Source organism: Methanoculleus sp. UBA413 (assembly GCF_002502935.1).
Taxonomy (GTDB): Archaea; Halobacteriota; Methanomicrobia; order Methanomicrobiales; family Methanoculleaceae; genus Methanoculleus; species Methanoculleus bourgensis.
In genome coordinates this window covers 21,565-35,112 of record NZ_DAQR01000101.1, presented here as the reverse complement: position 1 = coordinate 35,112, position 13,548 = coordinate 21,565, and the positions used below count along the sequence as shown (strand labels likewise).

At 64.0% G+C, this 13,548-nt stretch carries 19 protein-coding genes and 1 tRNA gene; 11 read left to right on the top strand and 9 right to left on the bottom strand.

What is annotated here, in order from left to right; genetic code table 11:
* Both BP858_RS08540 and rnhB read right to left on the bottom strand, forming a co-directional pair.
* Positions 1-1,181 (bottom strand): site-2 protease family protein (locus tag BP858_RS08540; RefSeq protein WP_286879292.1); only part of this gene is annotated, 1,181 nt, incomplete at its 3' end.
* Positions 1,182-1,259: 78 nt separating this feature from the next.
* A complete protein-coding gene (gene rnhB, locus BP858_RS08535; RefSeq protein WP_062264099.1) occupies positions 1,260-1,889 on the bottom strand; it encodes a ribonuclease HII in 630 nt (209 codons plus the stop codon).
* Positions 1,890-1,944: 55 nt separating this feature from the next.
* Between rnhB and BP858_RS08530 the strand changes: the two genes are divergently transcribed.
* Positions 1,945-2,610 (top strand): potassium channel family protein, encoded by a 666-nt coding sequence (locus tag BP858_RS08530; RefSeq protein ID WP_286879291.1) that lies wholly within the window; start codon positions 1,945-1,947, stop codon positions 2,608-2,610.
* On the opposite strand, the gene BP858_RS08525 is transcribed toward BP858_RS08530, so the two are convergent.
* Positions 2,602-3,798 (bottom strand): NAD(P)/FAD-dependent oxidoreductase, encoded by a 1,197-nt coding sequence (locus BP858_RS08525; RefSeq protein ID WP_062264102.1) that lies wholly within the window; start codon positions 3,796-3,798, stop codon positions 2,602-2,604. The genes BP858_RS08530 and BP858_RS08525 overlap by 9 nt on opposite strands.
* On the bottom strand, positions 3,788-3,964 hold the full coding sequence (locus tag BP858_RS08520) for a 4Fe-4S binding protein (RefSeq protein WP_048104707.1): 177 nt from the start codon (positions 3,962-3,964) through the stop codon (positions 3,788-3,790). The genes BP858_RS08525 and BP858_RS08520 overlap by 11 nt, the downstream gene beginning before the upstream one ends.
* A 146-nt stretch (positions 3,965-4,110) precedes the next feature.
* On the opposite strand from BP858_RS08520, the gene cbiT reads away from it, so the two are divergent.
* Genes cbiT through BP858_RS08480 form a run of 8 tightly spaced genes read left to right on the top strand, consistent with a single transcriptional unit; the run spans position 4,111 to position 9,784 of the window.
* On the top strand, positions 4,111-4,641 hold the full coding sequence (cbiT, locus tag BP858_RS08515; protein WP_074174888.1) for a precorrin-6Y C5,15-methyltransferase (decarboxylating) subunit CbiT: 531 nt from the start codon (positions 4,111-4,113) through the stop codon (positions 4,639-4,641).
* Positions 4,632-5,249 carry a cobalt-factor II C(20)-methyltransferase gene (locus BP858_RS08510; RefSeq protein WP_286879290.1) on the top strand — a complete coding sequence of 206 codons (618 nt, stop codon included), beginning with the start codon at positions 4,632-4,634 and terminating at the stop codon, positions 5,247-5,249. Before cbiT ends, BP858_RS08510 begins: the two co-directional genes overlap by 10 nt.
* The gene (locus BP858_RS08505) at positions 5,242-5,958 is read left to right on the top strand and encodes a cobalt-precorrin-4/precorrin-4 C(11)-methyltransferase (RefSeq protein WP_062266536.1); all 717 of its coding nucleotides are present in this window, start codon (positions 5,242-5,244) and stop codon (positions 5,956-5,958) included. Before BP858_RS08510 ends, BP858_RS08505 begins: the two co-directional genes overlap by 8 nt.
* Positions 5,955-6,827, top strand: coding sequence for a cobalt-precorrin 5A hydrolase (gene cbiG, locus BP858_RS08500; protein ID WP_074174886.1), 873 nt, complete (start codon positions 5,955-5,957; stop codon positions 6,825-6,827). Before BP858_RS08505 ends, cbiG begins: the two co-directional genes overlap by 4 nt.
* Positions 6,796-7,590: a precorrin-3B C(17)-methyltransferase gene (gene cobJ / locus BP858_RS08495; RefSeq protein WP_062264111.1), complete on the top strand. Its 795-nt coding sequence runs from the start codon at positions 6,796-6,798 to the stop codon at positions 7,588-7,590. Before cbiG ends, cobJ begins: the two co-directional genes overlap by 32 nt.
* Positions 7,538-8,218, top strand: coding sequence for a precorrin-8X methylmutase (locus BP858_RS08490; protein WP_062264114.1), 681 nt, complete (start codon positions 7,538-7,540; stop codon positions 8,216-8,218). Before cobJ ends, BP858_RS08490 begins: the two co-directional genes overlap by 53 nt.
* Positions 8,199-9,215 (top strand): cobalt-precorrin-5B (C(1))-methyltransferase, encoded by a 1,017-nt coding sequence (locus BP858_RS08485; protein WP_286879289.1) that lies wholly within the window; start codon positions 8,199-8,201, stop codon positions 9,213-9,215. Before BP858_RS08490 ends, BP858_RS08485 begins: the two co-directional genes overlap by 20 nt.
* A complete protein-coding gene (locus tag BP858_RS08480; RefSeq protein WP_074174883.1) occupies positions 9,212-9,784 on the top strand; it encodes a cobalt-precorrin-7 (C(5))-methyltransferase in 573 nt (190 codons plus the stop codon). The genes BP858_RS08485 and BP858_RS08480 overlap by 4 nt, the downstream gene beginning before the upstream one ends.
* Positions 9,785-9,879: 95 nt before the next feature.
* On the opposite strand, the gene BP858_RS08475 is transcribed toward BP858_RS08480, so the two are convergent.
* The 5 genes from BP858_RS08475 to BP858_RS08455 all read right to left on the bottom strand — a co-directional run bounded on the left by BP858_RS08475 (position 9,880) and on the right by BP858_RS08455 (position 11,448).
* Positions 9,880-10,026: a hypothetical protein gene (locus tag BP858_RS08475; RefSeq protein ID WP_281768733.1), complete on the bottom strand. Its 147-nt coding sequence runs from the start codon at positions 10,024-10,026 to the stop codon at positions 9,880-9,882.
* Positions 10,027-10,112: 86 nt separating this feature from the next.
* Positions 10,113-10,403, bottom strand: a complete 291-nt coding sequence (locus BP858_RS08470; protein WP_286879288.1) for a hypothetical protein — start codon at positions 10,401-10,403, stop codon at positions 10,113-10,115.
* 387 nt (positions 10,404-10,790) lie between these two features.
* A tRNA-Asn gene (locus tag BP858_RS08465) sits at positions 10,791-10,863 on the bottom strand.
* A gap of 39 nt (positions 10,864-10,902) precedes the next feature.
* Positions 10,903-11,202: a hypothetical protein gene (locus BP858_RS08460; RefSeq protein WP_062264142.1), complete on the bottom strand. Its 300-nt coding sequence runs from the start codon at positions 11,200-11,202 to the stop codon at positions 10,903-10,905.
* 12 nt (positions 11,203-11,214) lie between these two features.
* Entirely contained in the window at positions 11,215-11,448 is a 234-nt protein-coding gene (locus tag BP858_RS08455; protein WP_214166493.1) for a hypothetical protein, read from the bottom strand.
* Positions 11,449-11,507: 59 nt separating this feature from the next.
* Between BP858_RS08455 and BP858_RS08450 the strand changes: the two genes are divergently transcribed.
* Together BP858_RS08450 and map are read left to right on the top strand one after the other, a co-directional pair.
* A complete protein-coding gene (locus tag BP858_RS08450; protein ID WP_214166492.1) occupies positions 11,508-12,638 on the top strand; it encodes a M24 family metallopeptidase in 1,131 nt (376 codons plus the stop codon).
* The gene (gene map / locus BP858_RS08445; RefSeq protein WP_014867498.1) at positions 12,635-13,516 is read left to right on the top strand and encodes a type II methionyl aminopeptidase; all 882 of its coding nucleotides are present in this window, start codon (positions 12,635-12,637) and stop codon (positions 13,514-13,516) included. Before BP858_RS08450 ends, map begins: the two co-directional genes overlap by 4 nt.
* Positions 13,517-13,548 lie beyond the last annotated feature (32 nt).

The following is a 13,548-nucleotide window of genomic DNA, read 5'->3' as shown; positions in this document are numbered from 1 at the left end:
CCCTCTTTCATGATGTAGCCGCCGTCGAGCGGCACGATCGGGATGGCGTTGAACATACCGACCAGCAGGTTGAACCACCCGAGCCAGAAGGCGAGGTGGACCGTGCCCCAGAAGAAGGGGAACGGCTCCTTCCAGGCCACCTGCTCGGGGGTATCGGCGAGCAGGATTGCAAGCTGCTGGGTGTTGCCCTGGATGAAGGCGTCGATCGGTGCTATCGTCAGGTAGAGCGGCGCGAGAAGGCCGAGGTCCGCGACGTTCCCGAGGTGCTCCTTTACCAGGGGCGCGTTGTAGTAGTAGACCCCCATGAACCCGGAGTCCCGGTCGCTCGCGAGGGCCTCCGGCCATTCGGCGAGGGTGAGGGTATACGTCCTCTCTACCCCATCTTTCTCGGCCGTCAGGGTGACCGTCTCTCCCGGCCGCGTCCCGTCCATGAACGCCGATACCTCCTCCTGGCTCGTCACCGGGACGCCGTTTATTCCCGTTATGACCGAGTAGCCCTGGAGTCCCACATCGGCCGCCGGGAAGTCCTTGTAGACCCCCTGGACAAGCGGGACCGAGAGGGGCGTCGCCATCCCCATAAGAAGGAACATCAGTCCGAAGCAGGCGAGGCCGACGACGATGTTGTTGGTGATACCGGCGCCGAACATCCGAATCTTGGGCATCCCCTTCGCCGCCTCGACATCCTCTTCGTCGGGCTCGACGAACGCGCCGATGGGGATGACGGCGATCAAAAGCCCCATGCTCCGCACCCGCATATCCTCGACACGGGCAAGGATCGCGTGGCCAAACTCGTGGACGACGATCGTGAGCAAAAGACCGATGAAGACGGCCGCGGTGATCGGTATCGCCTGGTTGACCCCGGGTATGGCGAGGATGTTCCTCGGATCATAGATACCGGTCGGCTCAGGGGTATGCACCAGGAATTGGGGGATTGCGAGGATCAGGGCGAGCGTCATGAAGGCCGAGACCACCACGACCATGACGACGCCGAGCGTCGCGTAAGCCCGGAGCAGACGCCGGAATTTCTGGAACCAGTCGAAGAAGCCGACCCTCTCGGTCTTGATCGCCATGATGGGGCCGAAGAACATGATGCGATCGGAGAACAGCCCGCGGTCACGGATATAGACGGCGATCAGGGCGTATGCCAGAATGAGGAGAAGGAGTACCTGGAGCCAGCTCATCACTCACGATTAGCGCGCACGAAGCATAAAATCTTCCGCGTTATGGGCCGGTTGAGATCCCCGGTCCGATGGAACGCCCTACAGGAAATCCGCAATCGTTGTCTGGCAAAGATTCGTCACCGTCTTCCAGCTCCGGCGGGCGCAGGGCGGCGGGTTCCCGTAGTCCCTGACATAGCCCCTGAGGAACTCGATCGTCACCGGGTCGGAGGGATAACCGCTCCCGACATTCCCGTACTGCTCATCGAGGTCCCGGATCGCACGGTCCCGGGTGACCTTCGCGACGACGCTTGCCGCGCCGACGATCTTGTAGCGGGCGTCAGCCCGGTGCTCGGAGATAATGTCGCAGGGGAAGTCGAGGTAGTCTGCGACCGTCCGGCCGTAGCGTTCCGCGTTCACGTCGCAGGCATCCACGTAGGCCGACTCGGGCTGGAGCCCCATGAGCGCCTCGGCGTGGAGCTCGGCCACGCACTCGTTCATGCTCATCCTGCTCCGCGCCTCATCGATCCCGGCGGCGTCGATGGTGACGATCGATATCGCGAAGTCACGAAGAAGGATCTCGTAGATCGCTTCCCGCTGCTTCGGCCGGAGGGCCTTTGAGTCCCTGATAGGGAGGGGCGCGAGGTCCCCGGCCTCCCGGCAGCCGACAGCGGCGACCACCATCGGGCCCAGGACCGACCCCTTCCCCGCCTCATCTACCCCGCATATCACACCCTTCTGTTTTCTTCGCAAGGTATTTCAATGGCAACGGTTGACTCCAGATGGAATGTACACCATCATCGTCGGCCTGGGCGGAATCGGCCGGAACCTGACCGCGATCGCCGTCAACGCCGGCGATTCCGTGGTCGTGATCGACCAGAACGAGGAGCGCGCAAGTGACATCCTGGAGCACTACGACGTCCTCGCCATCACCGGGAACGCGACCGACAAGTCGGTGCTGGAAGATGCCGGGATCGACCGGGCCGACGCCCTGGTCGCCACCACGAGCGACGACGCGGTGAACCTGATGACCTGCTGGCTCGCGAAACGCTACAACGTGAGAAACGTCGTCTCGATCGTCAACCAAAAAGAGCACTCCGACCTCTTCAACGAGGTTGGGGTGAAGATCAGCGAGAACCCGGACGAACTGGTGGCGACCCGGCTCTACTACTGGGCAAAGAGCCCGAACCTCCAGCAGGTCGCCTCGATCCCCGGCGGCACCATCTTCGAGATCGTCGCCGAGGCAGGTGCGCCGATCGTCGACCGCGAGATCCGGGAACTCGACGTCCGGGACTTCGTCTTCATCGCTATACGGCGTGCCGGGGGAGACCTGATCATACCGAGCGGCGCGGTCCGTATCAGGCCGGGGGACGTCATTACGGTCTTTACGAAAAAAGAGGCTGAGGGGGAGACGATCAAGACCCTCAACAAGCAGTTGAAACGGTCAGCTTAACGCGTCTTTGAGCGCTTTGAGTTCAAAGAGCATCTTCGGGTTGCGCTTGATCAGTTCCTTGATGAGCGCCGAGACCGAGAGCTCTTCAAAGCCGACGCTCGCGATCGAGTCAGCGAGGGTGTTGAGTTTCTTATCGTCGAGGGTTATGAAGAACTCCTTGACCTTGTAGTTCCGCTCGAGGAACTTGCCCATGCGGGACGCGCGCCACTCCGCGTCATAGGGTATCAGAGCCGCTTTCGAGCAGTCACCCGCAGATATGCACTCCGAGGCTACCCGGGCGGCGAGCCTCCCGGTGAACATGGCGTTCCCTATCCCGCCGCCGGTGAGCGGGTCGACGACCCGGGCTGCGTCCCCGATGACCATAAGACCGTCGGCGACCGTGCACGGGAGCGGCCGGCAGACCGGGACGCCACCTGCGATCGCCTCGATCGTCTTACCTCCCGGGAAGTTCTTCGCGATGAACCGGTCCAGGTAATCCTTTGCCCGTGAGCCATCCCGGCTCTTCCTGCCCGAGATGCCGATCCCGACGTTTGCCGTCCGTTCACCCTTCGGGAAGACCCAGAGATAACCCTCAGGCGCGACGTCGTTACCGAGATAGAAGTCTGTCGAGGCCGCGTCGATATCGATGTCGGTGAGGAGGTACTGGGCGCAGCTCATCATCTCCCTGAGGGGGACGGTGGTGTCAAGCCCGGCCCAGCGGGCAAACTGCGCCTCCGTGCCGTCTGCGGCGAGAACCACGTCGGCCCTGATATCGACCGGCGTCCCGGCAGATATCACCTTCGCGCCCCGGACAGCCCCGTTCTCCATGATCGGCGCGGTCGCCCGGGTCTTGACGAAGACATCCGCCCCGGCCTCGGCCGCCTGCCAGACGAGCTCCCGGTCGAAGACCTTCCGGTCAAGGACATAGCCGACCTCGTTCCCGGCCTTATCCTGCTCGAGGCGGACGGCAGTGCCGTTCGGCGCGATGATCCGGGCTCGCTCGATATCAGCCGATATCCAGCGCGGGTCGGGCTTGATGAACTCTTTCAGGATATCTTTGCCGATTCCTTCCGCACACCGGATGGGCGTGCCGATGGCGGGACGCTTCTCGATGAGGCAGACCGTGTTTCCTGCTTCGGCCGCCGTCCTGGCTGCAAGAGCGCCGGCGGGCCCGCCACCGACGATGAGCATATCATACTTACTCTTCATGCACGACCTCCAGTGCACCAAGCGGGCACGCCCGTGCGCAGATGCCGCAGGCGATGCACTCCCGCTCCAGACTGAGATAGGCATCAATCAGCTCGAGCGCATCCTCGGGGCAGACTGCGACGCAGGTGCCGCAGTATCCACACTTATCTCGGTTTATCCTGAGCATTGTATTCATGTTGTTGTTGTCATCGCAAAAACTTTTACGTCGCCGGCATCTCCAGAGCGCCATTCTTTCCCGGTGCGGGAAGCGCCAGCGTTCACCGGGTCATTTTATAGGAGTTAGCACAAATTTATCTGGTAACTGGAGATTCTATGGGATTGAAGGGTGGACCTACGCAAGACGAGGTTATGGCCGTCTCGCTCGCAAAACTCGGCATCCGCCCGGGCGACCGGGTGGTTGATGTCGGGTGCGGGACCGGGAAGGTCGCAATCGCGGCATCACGGGTGGCAGAGCACGTCTACGCGATTGACCGGAGGCCGGAGGCGGTCGCCTACGCCCGAAAGGAGGCGGCAGCCGCCGGCGCCGGAAACATCGAGTTCTTCGAGGGCGATGCGGTAGAGATCCTCCCGGGCATCGACCGGCTCGACGCCGCGTTTGTCGGGGGGTCCCGCAGGCTCCCGGAGGTGCTCGACCTCCTCGCCGCAACGGTGCGGGGGCGGATCGTCGTCAACGCCGTCATGGTCGAGACGCTCTATGAGGCTATCCGGAGCATGCAGCGCCTCGGTATATTCGTAGAGGCCGTCCACCTGCAGGTCTCCCGGTCCGCCGCCATCGCCGGCGGGGTGATGTTCAAACCCCAGAACCCGGTCTACGTCATCGTCGGGGGTGCCGGATGCTCGTAGGGGTGGGACTCGGGCCCGGCGACCCGGAACTCCTGACCCTGCGGGCGGTCAGGCTCCTCAAGGAGGCTGCGGCAGTCTTTGTCCCCGGGAACCTCGCCTACGATCTGGTGCGGCCCTACCGCCCAGACGCCGTCATCCTCGAGTTCCCGATGACGAGCGACGAGGACTACATCAGGGAGTGCCTTGAGGAGAACGCCGATGCGATAGCCCCGAAGGCGAAGGACGGGCTCGTGGTCTTCGGGATCATCGGGGACCCGAACTTCTACTCGACCTTCTCCCGGCTCTGCGAGGTCATCGGCGAGCACTACCCGGAGGTCGCGTTTGCGACCGAGCCCGGGATCAGCTCGATCACCGCGTTTGCCTCGGTGGCGAACGTCCCGGTGGCGGGCGGGTTCTTTGTCTCTGACGGAAGCGGGCTTGAGTCGCGGATCTTCATGAAGGTCAGGAAACCGGCGGCGCTTGCGGCCAGCCTGAAGGCGGAGGGCTACTCTGAGTTTGTCCTTGTGGAACGGATGTACATGCCTGAGCAGCAGGTCTACCGGGGGGACGACCTCCCGGAGGAGAGCAACTACTTCTCGATCCTCTTTGCGAGGCGGTCCGGTGCATAAGGTCTACATCGTGGGCGCGGGGCCGGGGGCGCCCGACCTCATCACAGTCAGGGGGATGGACCTCCTCCGGCGGGCAGACGTCCTCATCTACGCGGGCTCGCTCGTGAACCCGGCGCTCGTGGAGGAGTCTCCCGCGGGGCTGAAACTCGACAGCTGGGGGATGCGGCTTGACGAGATCGTCGACGCCATCGAGGAGCACGTCAGGGCCGGGGAACTTGTCGTCAGGCTTCACTCCGGCGACCCGGCACTCTACGGGGCGATCGTCGAGCAGATGGCGGAACTTGAGCGGCGCGGGATCGGGGCCGAGATCGTCCCCGGCGTCTCGTCGCTCTTCGCGGCCGCGGCTGCCCTCAAGACCCAGTTCACCCTCCGCGACGTCTCCGAGAGCCTGATCGTCACCCGCCCGGCGGGGGCGACGCTTGAAGCGGACCTGATCCCTGAGTTCTCCCGGCTCGGGCAGACGATGGTGGTCTTCCTCGGGACCGAGCATATGGAGGAGATCCTCGCCCGGGTGGAGTGTCCCCCCGATACACCGGCGGCGGTCGTCTACCACGCCTCCTGGCCTGACCAGAAGGTCGTCCGGGGGACGGTGGCCGATATCGCGGCGAAGGCCCGGGCGGCAGGGATCGAGCGGACGGCGCTGATCGTCATCGGGAAGGTGGTCGATCCGGCGACGTCCGGGTTCGGGAGGTCGGTCCTCTACTCATGACCGGGACTGTCGTGATAGCGCTCGAGCGGTTCCTCCCCGATGCACGCCGGATAGCGGGCGCGCTCGACGCGGAGGTCATGCCCTACGGCCCTGACGCGTTCCGGGAAGCGTTTGCCGGCTACCGCCGGATCGTCGCCCTGATGTCGGCCGGGATCGCGGTCCGGGGGATCGCCCCCCTCCTCGTCGACAAGTGGCGGGACCCGGCAGTCGTAGTGGTCAGCCCTGACCTCCGCTACGCCGTCCCGGTCGTCGGTGGGCACCACGGCGGAAACGACCTTGCCCGGGAACTCGCCGCCCTCGGGATCGAGCCCGTGATCACGACCGCGACCGAGACCCGCGGCCGGGAGTCGGTGGAGGGGCTTGCCGCCCGCAAGGGGTGCGATATCGTGAACCGCGACTCCACCAGGGCGGTGAACGCCGCGATCCTGGACGCCGACGTGCCTCTCTATGCCGTCACCGGCCCCGGGATCGTCGTTGCGGGACCGGGGGTCTCCTTCCTTGCGAGGAAGGGCGACTACGCCGTCGGCGTCGGGTGCCGGAAGGGTGTTTCGCCGGCGGATGTGGCCGCGGCAGTCGGGCAGGCGCTCCATGAGGCTGGAGTCGCCCCGGATGAGGTCCTCGTCTACGCGACGACCGCGAAGAAGCGCGGGGAGGCGGGGCTCCTCCAGGGGATCTTCGACCTCGGCGGCAACCTCGTCTTCCTGGACGACGATATGATTAACGCTCAGGAGGTCAAAACACCCTCAAGGGCCTCCCTGATTGGACTTGTCGGGGTCGCGGAACCAGCGGCCCTGGCGGTCTCAAAGCGCAAAGAACTGGTGCTTGCCAAGCAGGCCTATGGGAGTGTTACTGTTGCAATCGCGCGATAATAGAGGAAGGCTGTATATTGTCAGCACCGGCCCCGGCAACCTGCTGCACATGACGCCCCGGGCACTAAAAGCCCTCGGCGAGGCCGAATGCGTCATCGGCAATGGGTTCTACCTGGACCTGGTTATGCCGATGCTGGCCGGAAAAGAAGTCATCAGGAGCAGCATGGGCCGGGAGGTCGACCGGGCGAAGAAGGCGCTCGCCCTCGCGGAGGACCGGATCGTCGCGATGGTGAGCGGCGGCGATGCCGGGATCTACGGGATGGCGAGCATCGTGCTCGAGGTGGCGGAACGATCGGGGACCGCGGTCCCGGTTGAGGTCGTCCCCGGCATCACGGCCGCGGTCTCTGCGGCCTCACGGCTGGGCTCGCCGCTCTCGGGGGACTACGTTACGATGAGTCTCTCCGACCTCCTGACGCCCTGGGAGGAGATCGAGCGGAGGCTCGACCTCGCGTTTCAGATGCGGGTGCCGGTCGTTCTCTACAACCCCCGGAGCCGGGGGAGACCGCACAACCTGGGCGCGGCGATCGGGATCGCCCGCCGCCACCTCCCGGCCGAAACGCCGGTCGGGGTGGTCAGGAACGCCTACCGTGAGGGGGAAGAGCGGCTGATCACGACGCTTGGTGAGTTTGAAGACCACTTCGCCTTTGTGGATATGCACTCGATCGTTTTTGTCGGCGGAGAAGAGACAAGGATCTGGAGGGATGAGGGAGATGAGAGAGGAATCATCACGCCCCGGGGATACCACCGGAAGTACGTATACTGACCTTGCGGCGGTCACCCCTGAGGCGTACGCGATAGCGAGCACGAGCCGGAACCTTGCCCGTGAGCGAGTGGGGAACGCCACCCCCGAGGACCGGATCAGGCAGCGGTGCTCGATAGCGGTCGGCGACTTTGCGATGGCGGACCTGATGCGCTTCGCCGGTGACCCGGTTGCGGCCGGGCTTGCTGCGCTCGCGCAAAAGGCGCCGATCATCACCGATATCAGGATGGTGCAGGCCGGCATCCTGAAACGCGGGCATGAGAGCGAGGTCCTCTGCGCCCTCGACTATGGGGAGGACATCGCCCGGGAGCGCGGGATCACCCGGACGTCTGCGGGGTTTGTTGCCCTGCGGGACCGGATCGAGGGCTCGATCGTGGTCATCGGGAACGCCCCCTCGGCGCTCCTCGTTATCTGCGATATGGTCAGGGAAGGGGTCCGCCCGGCGCTGGTCGTCGGGACCCCGGTCGGGTTTGTGAACGCGGCGGAGTCGAAAGAGGCGCTCCGTGCCCTCGATGTGCCGTCGGTCTCCAACGCCGGCACCCGGGGCGGCACGCCGGTGGCGGTGGCGGCGATAAACGAGATCATCACGATTCTTGCCGAGCGTGCAGGCTATGAAGGACCCGGTTACTGATTTTGAGTATCCTGCCGAGTGGGTGGCGGCGTGCCGGTCGCCTGCCCTCCTCCCCGACGTCAGGCGGGGTCTTGCGGTTCTGACTTCGTCGGGAACAGTCCTCCGCCGGGGGTTTACGACCGGAACGACGGCGGCTGCGGCCTGTAAGGCGGCGGTCCTCTCGCTTGCAGAGGACGAGGAGATCACGGGGGTGGGGATCACCCTCCCCTGCGGTATCGCGGTCAGGATCCCTGTGGACGCCTACCGCGGGACGGCGTCGTGCTGGAAGGACGCAGGGGACTACCCTACGGACGTGACCGCGGGGCTTGAGTTCGTCGCGACCGCCGCGCCCTCGATCTCGGGGTCGGTCCAGTTTGTTCCCGGCGAGGGTATCGGGAGTTTTGCCAGGAACACCCACCGCCACCGCCAGGGGACGCCGGCGATCAGTGAACCGGCGCTCGACTGCATCAGGCGGTCGATCGCGGAGGGGGTGGAGGAGGCCGACCTCCCGGGTGTAACGGTCATCCTGACAGTCCCCCGGGGCGCTGAGGTCGCACAGAAGACGCTGAACCCGAAGATCGGGGTGCACAGTGGGATATCGGTCCTCGGGACAACCGGGCTCGTGGAGCCCTGGGACGACCACCTGATGGAGGGGGTGCTCGACCGGATCGCCCGGGCTCCCGGGGGGGTTGTGCTGACGACCGGGCGGATCGGGCTCCGCTACTCCCGACTCCTCTTCCCGGAGCGGGAGGCGGTCCTCGTGGGAAGCAATCTTGCCGAGGCACTCCGGATGGTGGACGGGGATGCCGTGATCTGCGGGCTCCCCGGTCTGATCCTGAAGTTCATGAACCCGGATGTGCTCGACGGGACCGGGTACGCGACGGTCGAGGAGCTCTCGACGACCCCGGAGTGGGATGAGGTGACCCGCCGGGAGATTGCGGCGTTTCAGGAGCGCTACCCGCGTGTCCGGGTCGTGCTCGTCAGCCGCGACGGGAAGGTCATCGGGGAGTCGCCGTGAAGGTTGTGGGCGTTGGCTGCGGTCCTGGTATGCTGACCGCAGAGGCGGCCGCGGTCATCTCGGGGGCGACGCTCATGTACGGCTCACCCCGGGCGATCGCGCTTGCCCGGGCCGCCATCCGGCCGGGATGCGAGGTGCACGAGATCGAGGACTACAGGGCCTTACGGTCCCTCCCGGCAGGCGCGGTCGTCCTCTCAACGGGGGACCCGATGCTTGCGGGTCTCGGCTACCTCCCGGGTGAGGTGGTTCCCGGGATATCCTCCCTTCAGGTCGCCTTCGCCCGGCTGAAGATCCCGCTCGTGCGGGCTGCGGTCGTCTCGGCTCACGGGAAAGACCACGCCCGGGCGGTTGCCGATGCCCGGGAGGAGGTCCTGCGGGGCCGGGTGGTCTTCCTCATCGCCGACCCGGCTTTTGATGTCGGGGCGCTCGCGGCCGCCCTTCCGCTGGAGACCAGGGTCGCCGTCTGCGAGGACCTCGGCTACCCGGAGGAGCGGATCGCGGTCGGGACGGGGGCAGATCCCCCGGCGGTGCGGGGGGACCTCTTTGTGGTGGTGGCGGGGGAGTTTTAGGGGCGATAGCGAAAAGTCCGCTATTGTTCATGCGTTTTCAAAAATGGCCTTAAGACCCGTAACCCGGGAGACAACACGCTCCCGAACAGGAGGGGTTATCGGTCAAACACTTTCTCGATCCGCACGCGCCGGCCGAGCATCCTCTCGTACCACTCCCGCTGCTTCAGGGCCTGCTTCATGCTCCTGATGCGGTGCCGGATCCGTGTCCCGGTCGCCGTATCGATCAGTACCAGCCTGGACACTCACATCATTCCTGTTGATGAATATCTCTATCCCGTTCTCAAAAATGGTTTCGTGGGGTTTTTGAGAGCAGTCCGCAAGAGTCCTTTTACTCACCCTCAAACTCCGCCTGATCGATCTCGAGGACTGCGCAGTTTTCCCGTATCGCCCGCTGGAGATTCTCATCAAACCCGTTCTGATCTTCCGCTTCGATATCGATCTTGATAGTGACTTTTGTGTCCGGCCACGGGGTGAACTGCGCGACCACCTCGTCCACGATCTGGGTAAAGTCCATCTTCGCCCTGATCGGGTCAATCTCCGCACGCCCGTAAAACCGTTTTTTTGCGCTGTAGACGTATTGCTTTATCGCAATCCGTCTGTTGTCGGGGTATCCACTCATTATCCACATTCAGCAGAGCATCCGCCCGGTCCCTGGGCCCAAGTGGTCCCTGTTCCATCGGAACGCCGTGAATGTATCCACACCGAGCTCACCGGCATCATACCCTTATGTCCGCATCTCCCGCAGGACATACCACGTCTTCTTCGACGGGCCCACCCATTCCTGGAGTCCAAGATCGACAAGAGACTTGAGATCCTTAAGGGCAGTTGCTGCCGAGACTTTGATGAGAGACTGAGGCCTCTCACCAACAGCACTAAAAATCGAATACTTTCTGGTATTGCGATTAAAACTGGAGAAGAAAACACCGCCAACCAGACTCGAACCTGTGACATGCTGGTTAACAACCAGCCACTCTACAACTGAGAAAATCAAAGGAAAATAACAGAACGCCGCCAACAGGACTCGAACCTGTGACATGCTGGTTAACAGCCAGCCACTCTACCAACTGAGTTATGGCGGCACAAGGATAAGTGCTCTATAATGTCTTTCCTGAACCGTATTAAAGATTTTGGGAATTCTCCTCCTTGATGGTCTCAAGGAGAGCGATCAACTCATCGACCCGCGCCTCCAGGCCGCCAAGAAGATCGGCTGCACGTGCTGTGGCCACCGCACCAGCCGGGGAGGCGCGGATGTAGCCCTCCTGTTCGAGGATCCGCAACGAGTAGCGGACCCGGTGGTAGGGGAGATCCAGGATGTCGGAGAGCTTCATGATACCGATGGGCTGGTACTCCACGACCGCCCGGATCACCTCAAGATGCCTTGATGCAAGTTCAATCTCGGACTTCAGCTTTGTCAGCATAGGATACGCGCGCTACGGTTGTTCATACAGCCAGACCTTTGTCCGGTAATACAACTTCCGGAACAGCACCGCAAAGACCGCCCCCACGACAAGGAGGATGACCCCGATCCAGAGGCCGAAGGTGCTTGAGGGTGCGAACCGGAAGAGGATGAAGGCACCCATAGCGAAACTGAGGATGATGATGTTTAGCATGACCGTCAGCACGATGAACTTGCCCTTGAAGACCTCTTTGGCTGCCTCATCCATTATTCATACTTGATCGTGGGGGTAAAAGTACTTGTGGTTTCAACAGAAGAGTTGATAAAATGAATGGACTGGATTCTGCCATCCGGGATGCCGGGGCAGCAGCATACGCAGCCTACGGCTCATCCGCGGATGCCGGCGTGCGCTACCTGACCCGGTTCCGCACCACCGACCCCGTGGTCTACGTAAAGAAACAGGGCGAGCGCGGAATACTGGTCATCCCGCAGATGGAACACGAACGGGCGGTCCGTGAATCGTCTGCCGCGGTCGTCACCCGTGCCGACGCCGGCTACCTCGAGTACATCGCGGCCGGGGAACCGCGCTGGCGGGCGACCGCACACATGATCGCGGACCTCGCCGCCGGTCCCGTCCTCGTTCCCGCGACCTTCCCGCTCGCCCTCGCCCGGGAACTCGAGTCGTTCCACCCGGTCGTCCTCGATGCCGCAGGAACCGTCGAGGGGATGCGGGCGGTCAAGACGCAGGATGAGATCGAGCAGATACGCTCGGTGCAGCGCGCCACCGAGGCGGCGATGGAGTGCGGGATTGCGCTCATCAAGGCGTCCCGCTCAAAGGGCGGCATCCTCCACCTGGACGATCGCCCCCTCACCGCCGAAGCCGTCCGGGCCGAGATGCACACCTTCCTCCTCACCCAGGGCTGCCGGGGGGTTGACACCATCGTCTCCTGCGGCCCCGACACCGCCCTCCCGCACAACCTCGGCACCGGGCCGCTCCTGGAGAACGAACCGATCGTCATCGACATCTTCCCGCAGGACGAACTCTCCGGCTACCACGCCGACATGACCCGGACGGTGGTGAAGGGCGAGCCCTCCCCCGCGATCCGGGAGATGTATGAGGCGGTCAGGGACGCAAAGGCCCTCGGCGCGTCAGAGGTCCGGGCAGGCGCCGTCGGCGCCGACATCCACTACGCGGTGGTGGAGTTCTTCCGCGACCGCGGCTACGAGAGCAACACCCAGGGGTTCATCCACAGCCTCGGCCACGGCGTTGGCCTTGAGGTGCACGAAGAACCGTCGCTCGGTCCCCGGGGAGGGGCACTCGTCGCCGGGAACGTCATCACCATCGAGCCCGGGCTCTACTACCCCGGGACCGGCGGCATCCGCCTCGAAGATATGGGCGCAGTGACAGAGACCGGGTTTGACCGGTTCACCCAATACACAGAGGAACTAATCATATGATCATGAACGATGAAGTCTACGACGCCTACCGGGAGGCAGGAGCGCTGGCACGGAAGGTGCTCCACCGGGGTGCAGGGCTCGTGAAGGAGGGGGCAGGCATCCTTGAGATGGTCGAAGAGACCGAAGCGATGGTGACAGACGAGGGCGCGATCCTCGCCTTCCCCCTCAACGTCTCCTTAAACGAGGCCGCGGCCCACGACACCGCCATGCCCGGGGACGAGCGGATGTTTGCCGCGGGCGACCTTGTCAAGGTCGACCTCGGGGTGCAGGTCGACGGCTACATCGCCGACACCGCCCTGACCGTCGATCTCGGTGACCATGCGAAACTTGTGGAGGCATCCCGGGCAGCCCTCGAGGCAGCGATCGCCATCGTCCGCCCGGGTATCACGACCGGGGAGATCGGGGCGGTCATCCAGGCAACCATCGAGGAGCACAACTATAAACCGGTCGCAAACCTCACCGGGCACGGCCTCGACCGCTACGACCTCCACTCAGCACCCACCATCCCGAACATCGCGATGAGCGGCGGGGCGGTCATCGAGGAGGGCATGGTCTTTGCAATCGAGCCCTTCGCCACAACGGGGTCCGGGAGGGTCACCGAGGCGGCGCGCGTGGAGATCTACCAGCAGATCGCGGCCCGGCCCGCCCGCCTGCCGTCGGCAAAGCGGGTGCTCGAGACGGCACGGCCGCGGAGAGGGCTCCCGTTCTCCCGCCGCTGGGTACCGGGCGACAAGGTCGATATCGGGCTTATGAACCTGGTGCGGTCCGGGATCCTCCACCCCTTCCCGGTGCTGCACGACGTGCCGGGGTCGTTCGTCTCACAGGCCGAGCATACCCTGGTCGTCACGGCCGACGGTTGCGAGGTCACCACCCGGTGAGGTATGCTTATTGATGTCGCGCGCCTATATGT

Excerpts from the sequence above, each read along its gene's own strand:
- BP858_RS08525 (WP_062264102.1), bottom strand. The coding sequence starts at position 3,798 with ATGAAGAGTAAGTATGATATGCTCATCGTCGGTGGCGGGCCCGCCGGC.
- BP858_RS08520 (WP_048104707.1), bottom strand. The coding sequence starts at position 3,964 with ATGCTCAGGATAAACCGAGATAAGTGTGGATACTGCGGCACCTGCGTC.
- BP858_RS08470 (WP_286879288.1), bottom strand. The coding sequence starts at position 10,403 with ATGAGTGGATACCCCGACAACAGACGGATTGCGATAAAGCAATACGTC.
- BP858_RS08460 (WP_062264142.1), bottom strand. The coding sequence starts at position 11,202 with ATGCTGACAAAGCTGAAGTCCGAGATTGAACTTGCATCAAGGCATCTT.
- BP858_RS08455 (WP_214166493.1), bottom strand. The coding sequence starts at position 11,448 with ATGGATGAGGCAGCCAAAGAGGTCTTCAAGGGCAAGTTCATCGTGCTG.
- BP858_RS08490 (WP_062264114.1), top strand. The coding sequence starts at position 7,538 with ATGAGAGAGGAATCATCACGCCCCGGGGATACCACCGGAAGTACGTAT.
- BP858_RS08510 (WP_286879290.1), top strand. The coding sequence starts at position 4,632 with ATGCTCGTAGGGGTGGGACTCGGGCCCGGCGACCCGGAACTCCTGACC.
- map (WP_014867498.1), top strand. The coding sequence starts at position 12,635 with ATGATCATGAACGATGAAGTCTACGACGCCTACCGGGAGGCAGGAGCG.
- cobJ (WP_062264111.1), top strand. The coding sequence starts at position 6,796 with ATGGGAGTGTTACTGTTGCAATCGCGCGATAATAGAGGAAGGCTGTAT.
- BP858_RS08530 (WP_286879291.1), top strand. The coding sequence starts at position 1,945 with ATGTACACCATCATCGTCGGCCTGGGCGGAATCGGCCGGAACCTGACC.
- BP858_RS08485 (WP_286879289.1), top strand. The coding sequence starts at position 8,199 with ATGAAGGACCCGGTTACTGATTTTGAGTATCCTGCCGAGTGGGTGGCG.
- cbiT (WP_074174888.1), top strand. The coding sequence starts at position 4,111 with ATGGGATTGAAGGGTGGACCTACGCAAGACGAGGTTATGGCCGTCTCG.
- cbiG (WP_074174886.1), top strand. The coding sequence starts at position 5,955 with ATGACCGGGACTGTCGTGATAGCGCTCGAGCGGTTCCTCCCCGATGCA.
- BP858_RS08450 (WP_214166492.1), top strand. The coding sequence starts at position 11,508 with ATGAATGGACTGGATTCTGCCATCCGGGATGCCGGGGCAGCAGCATAC.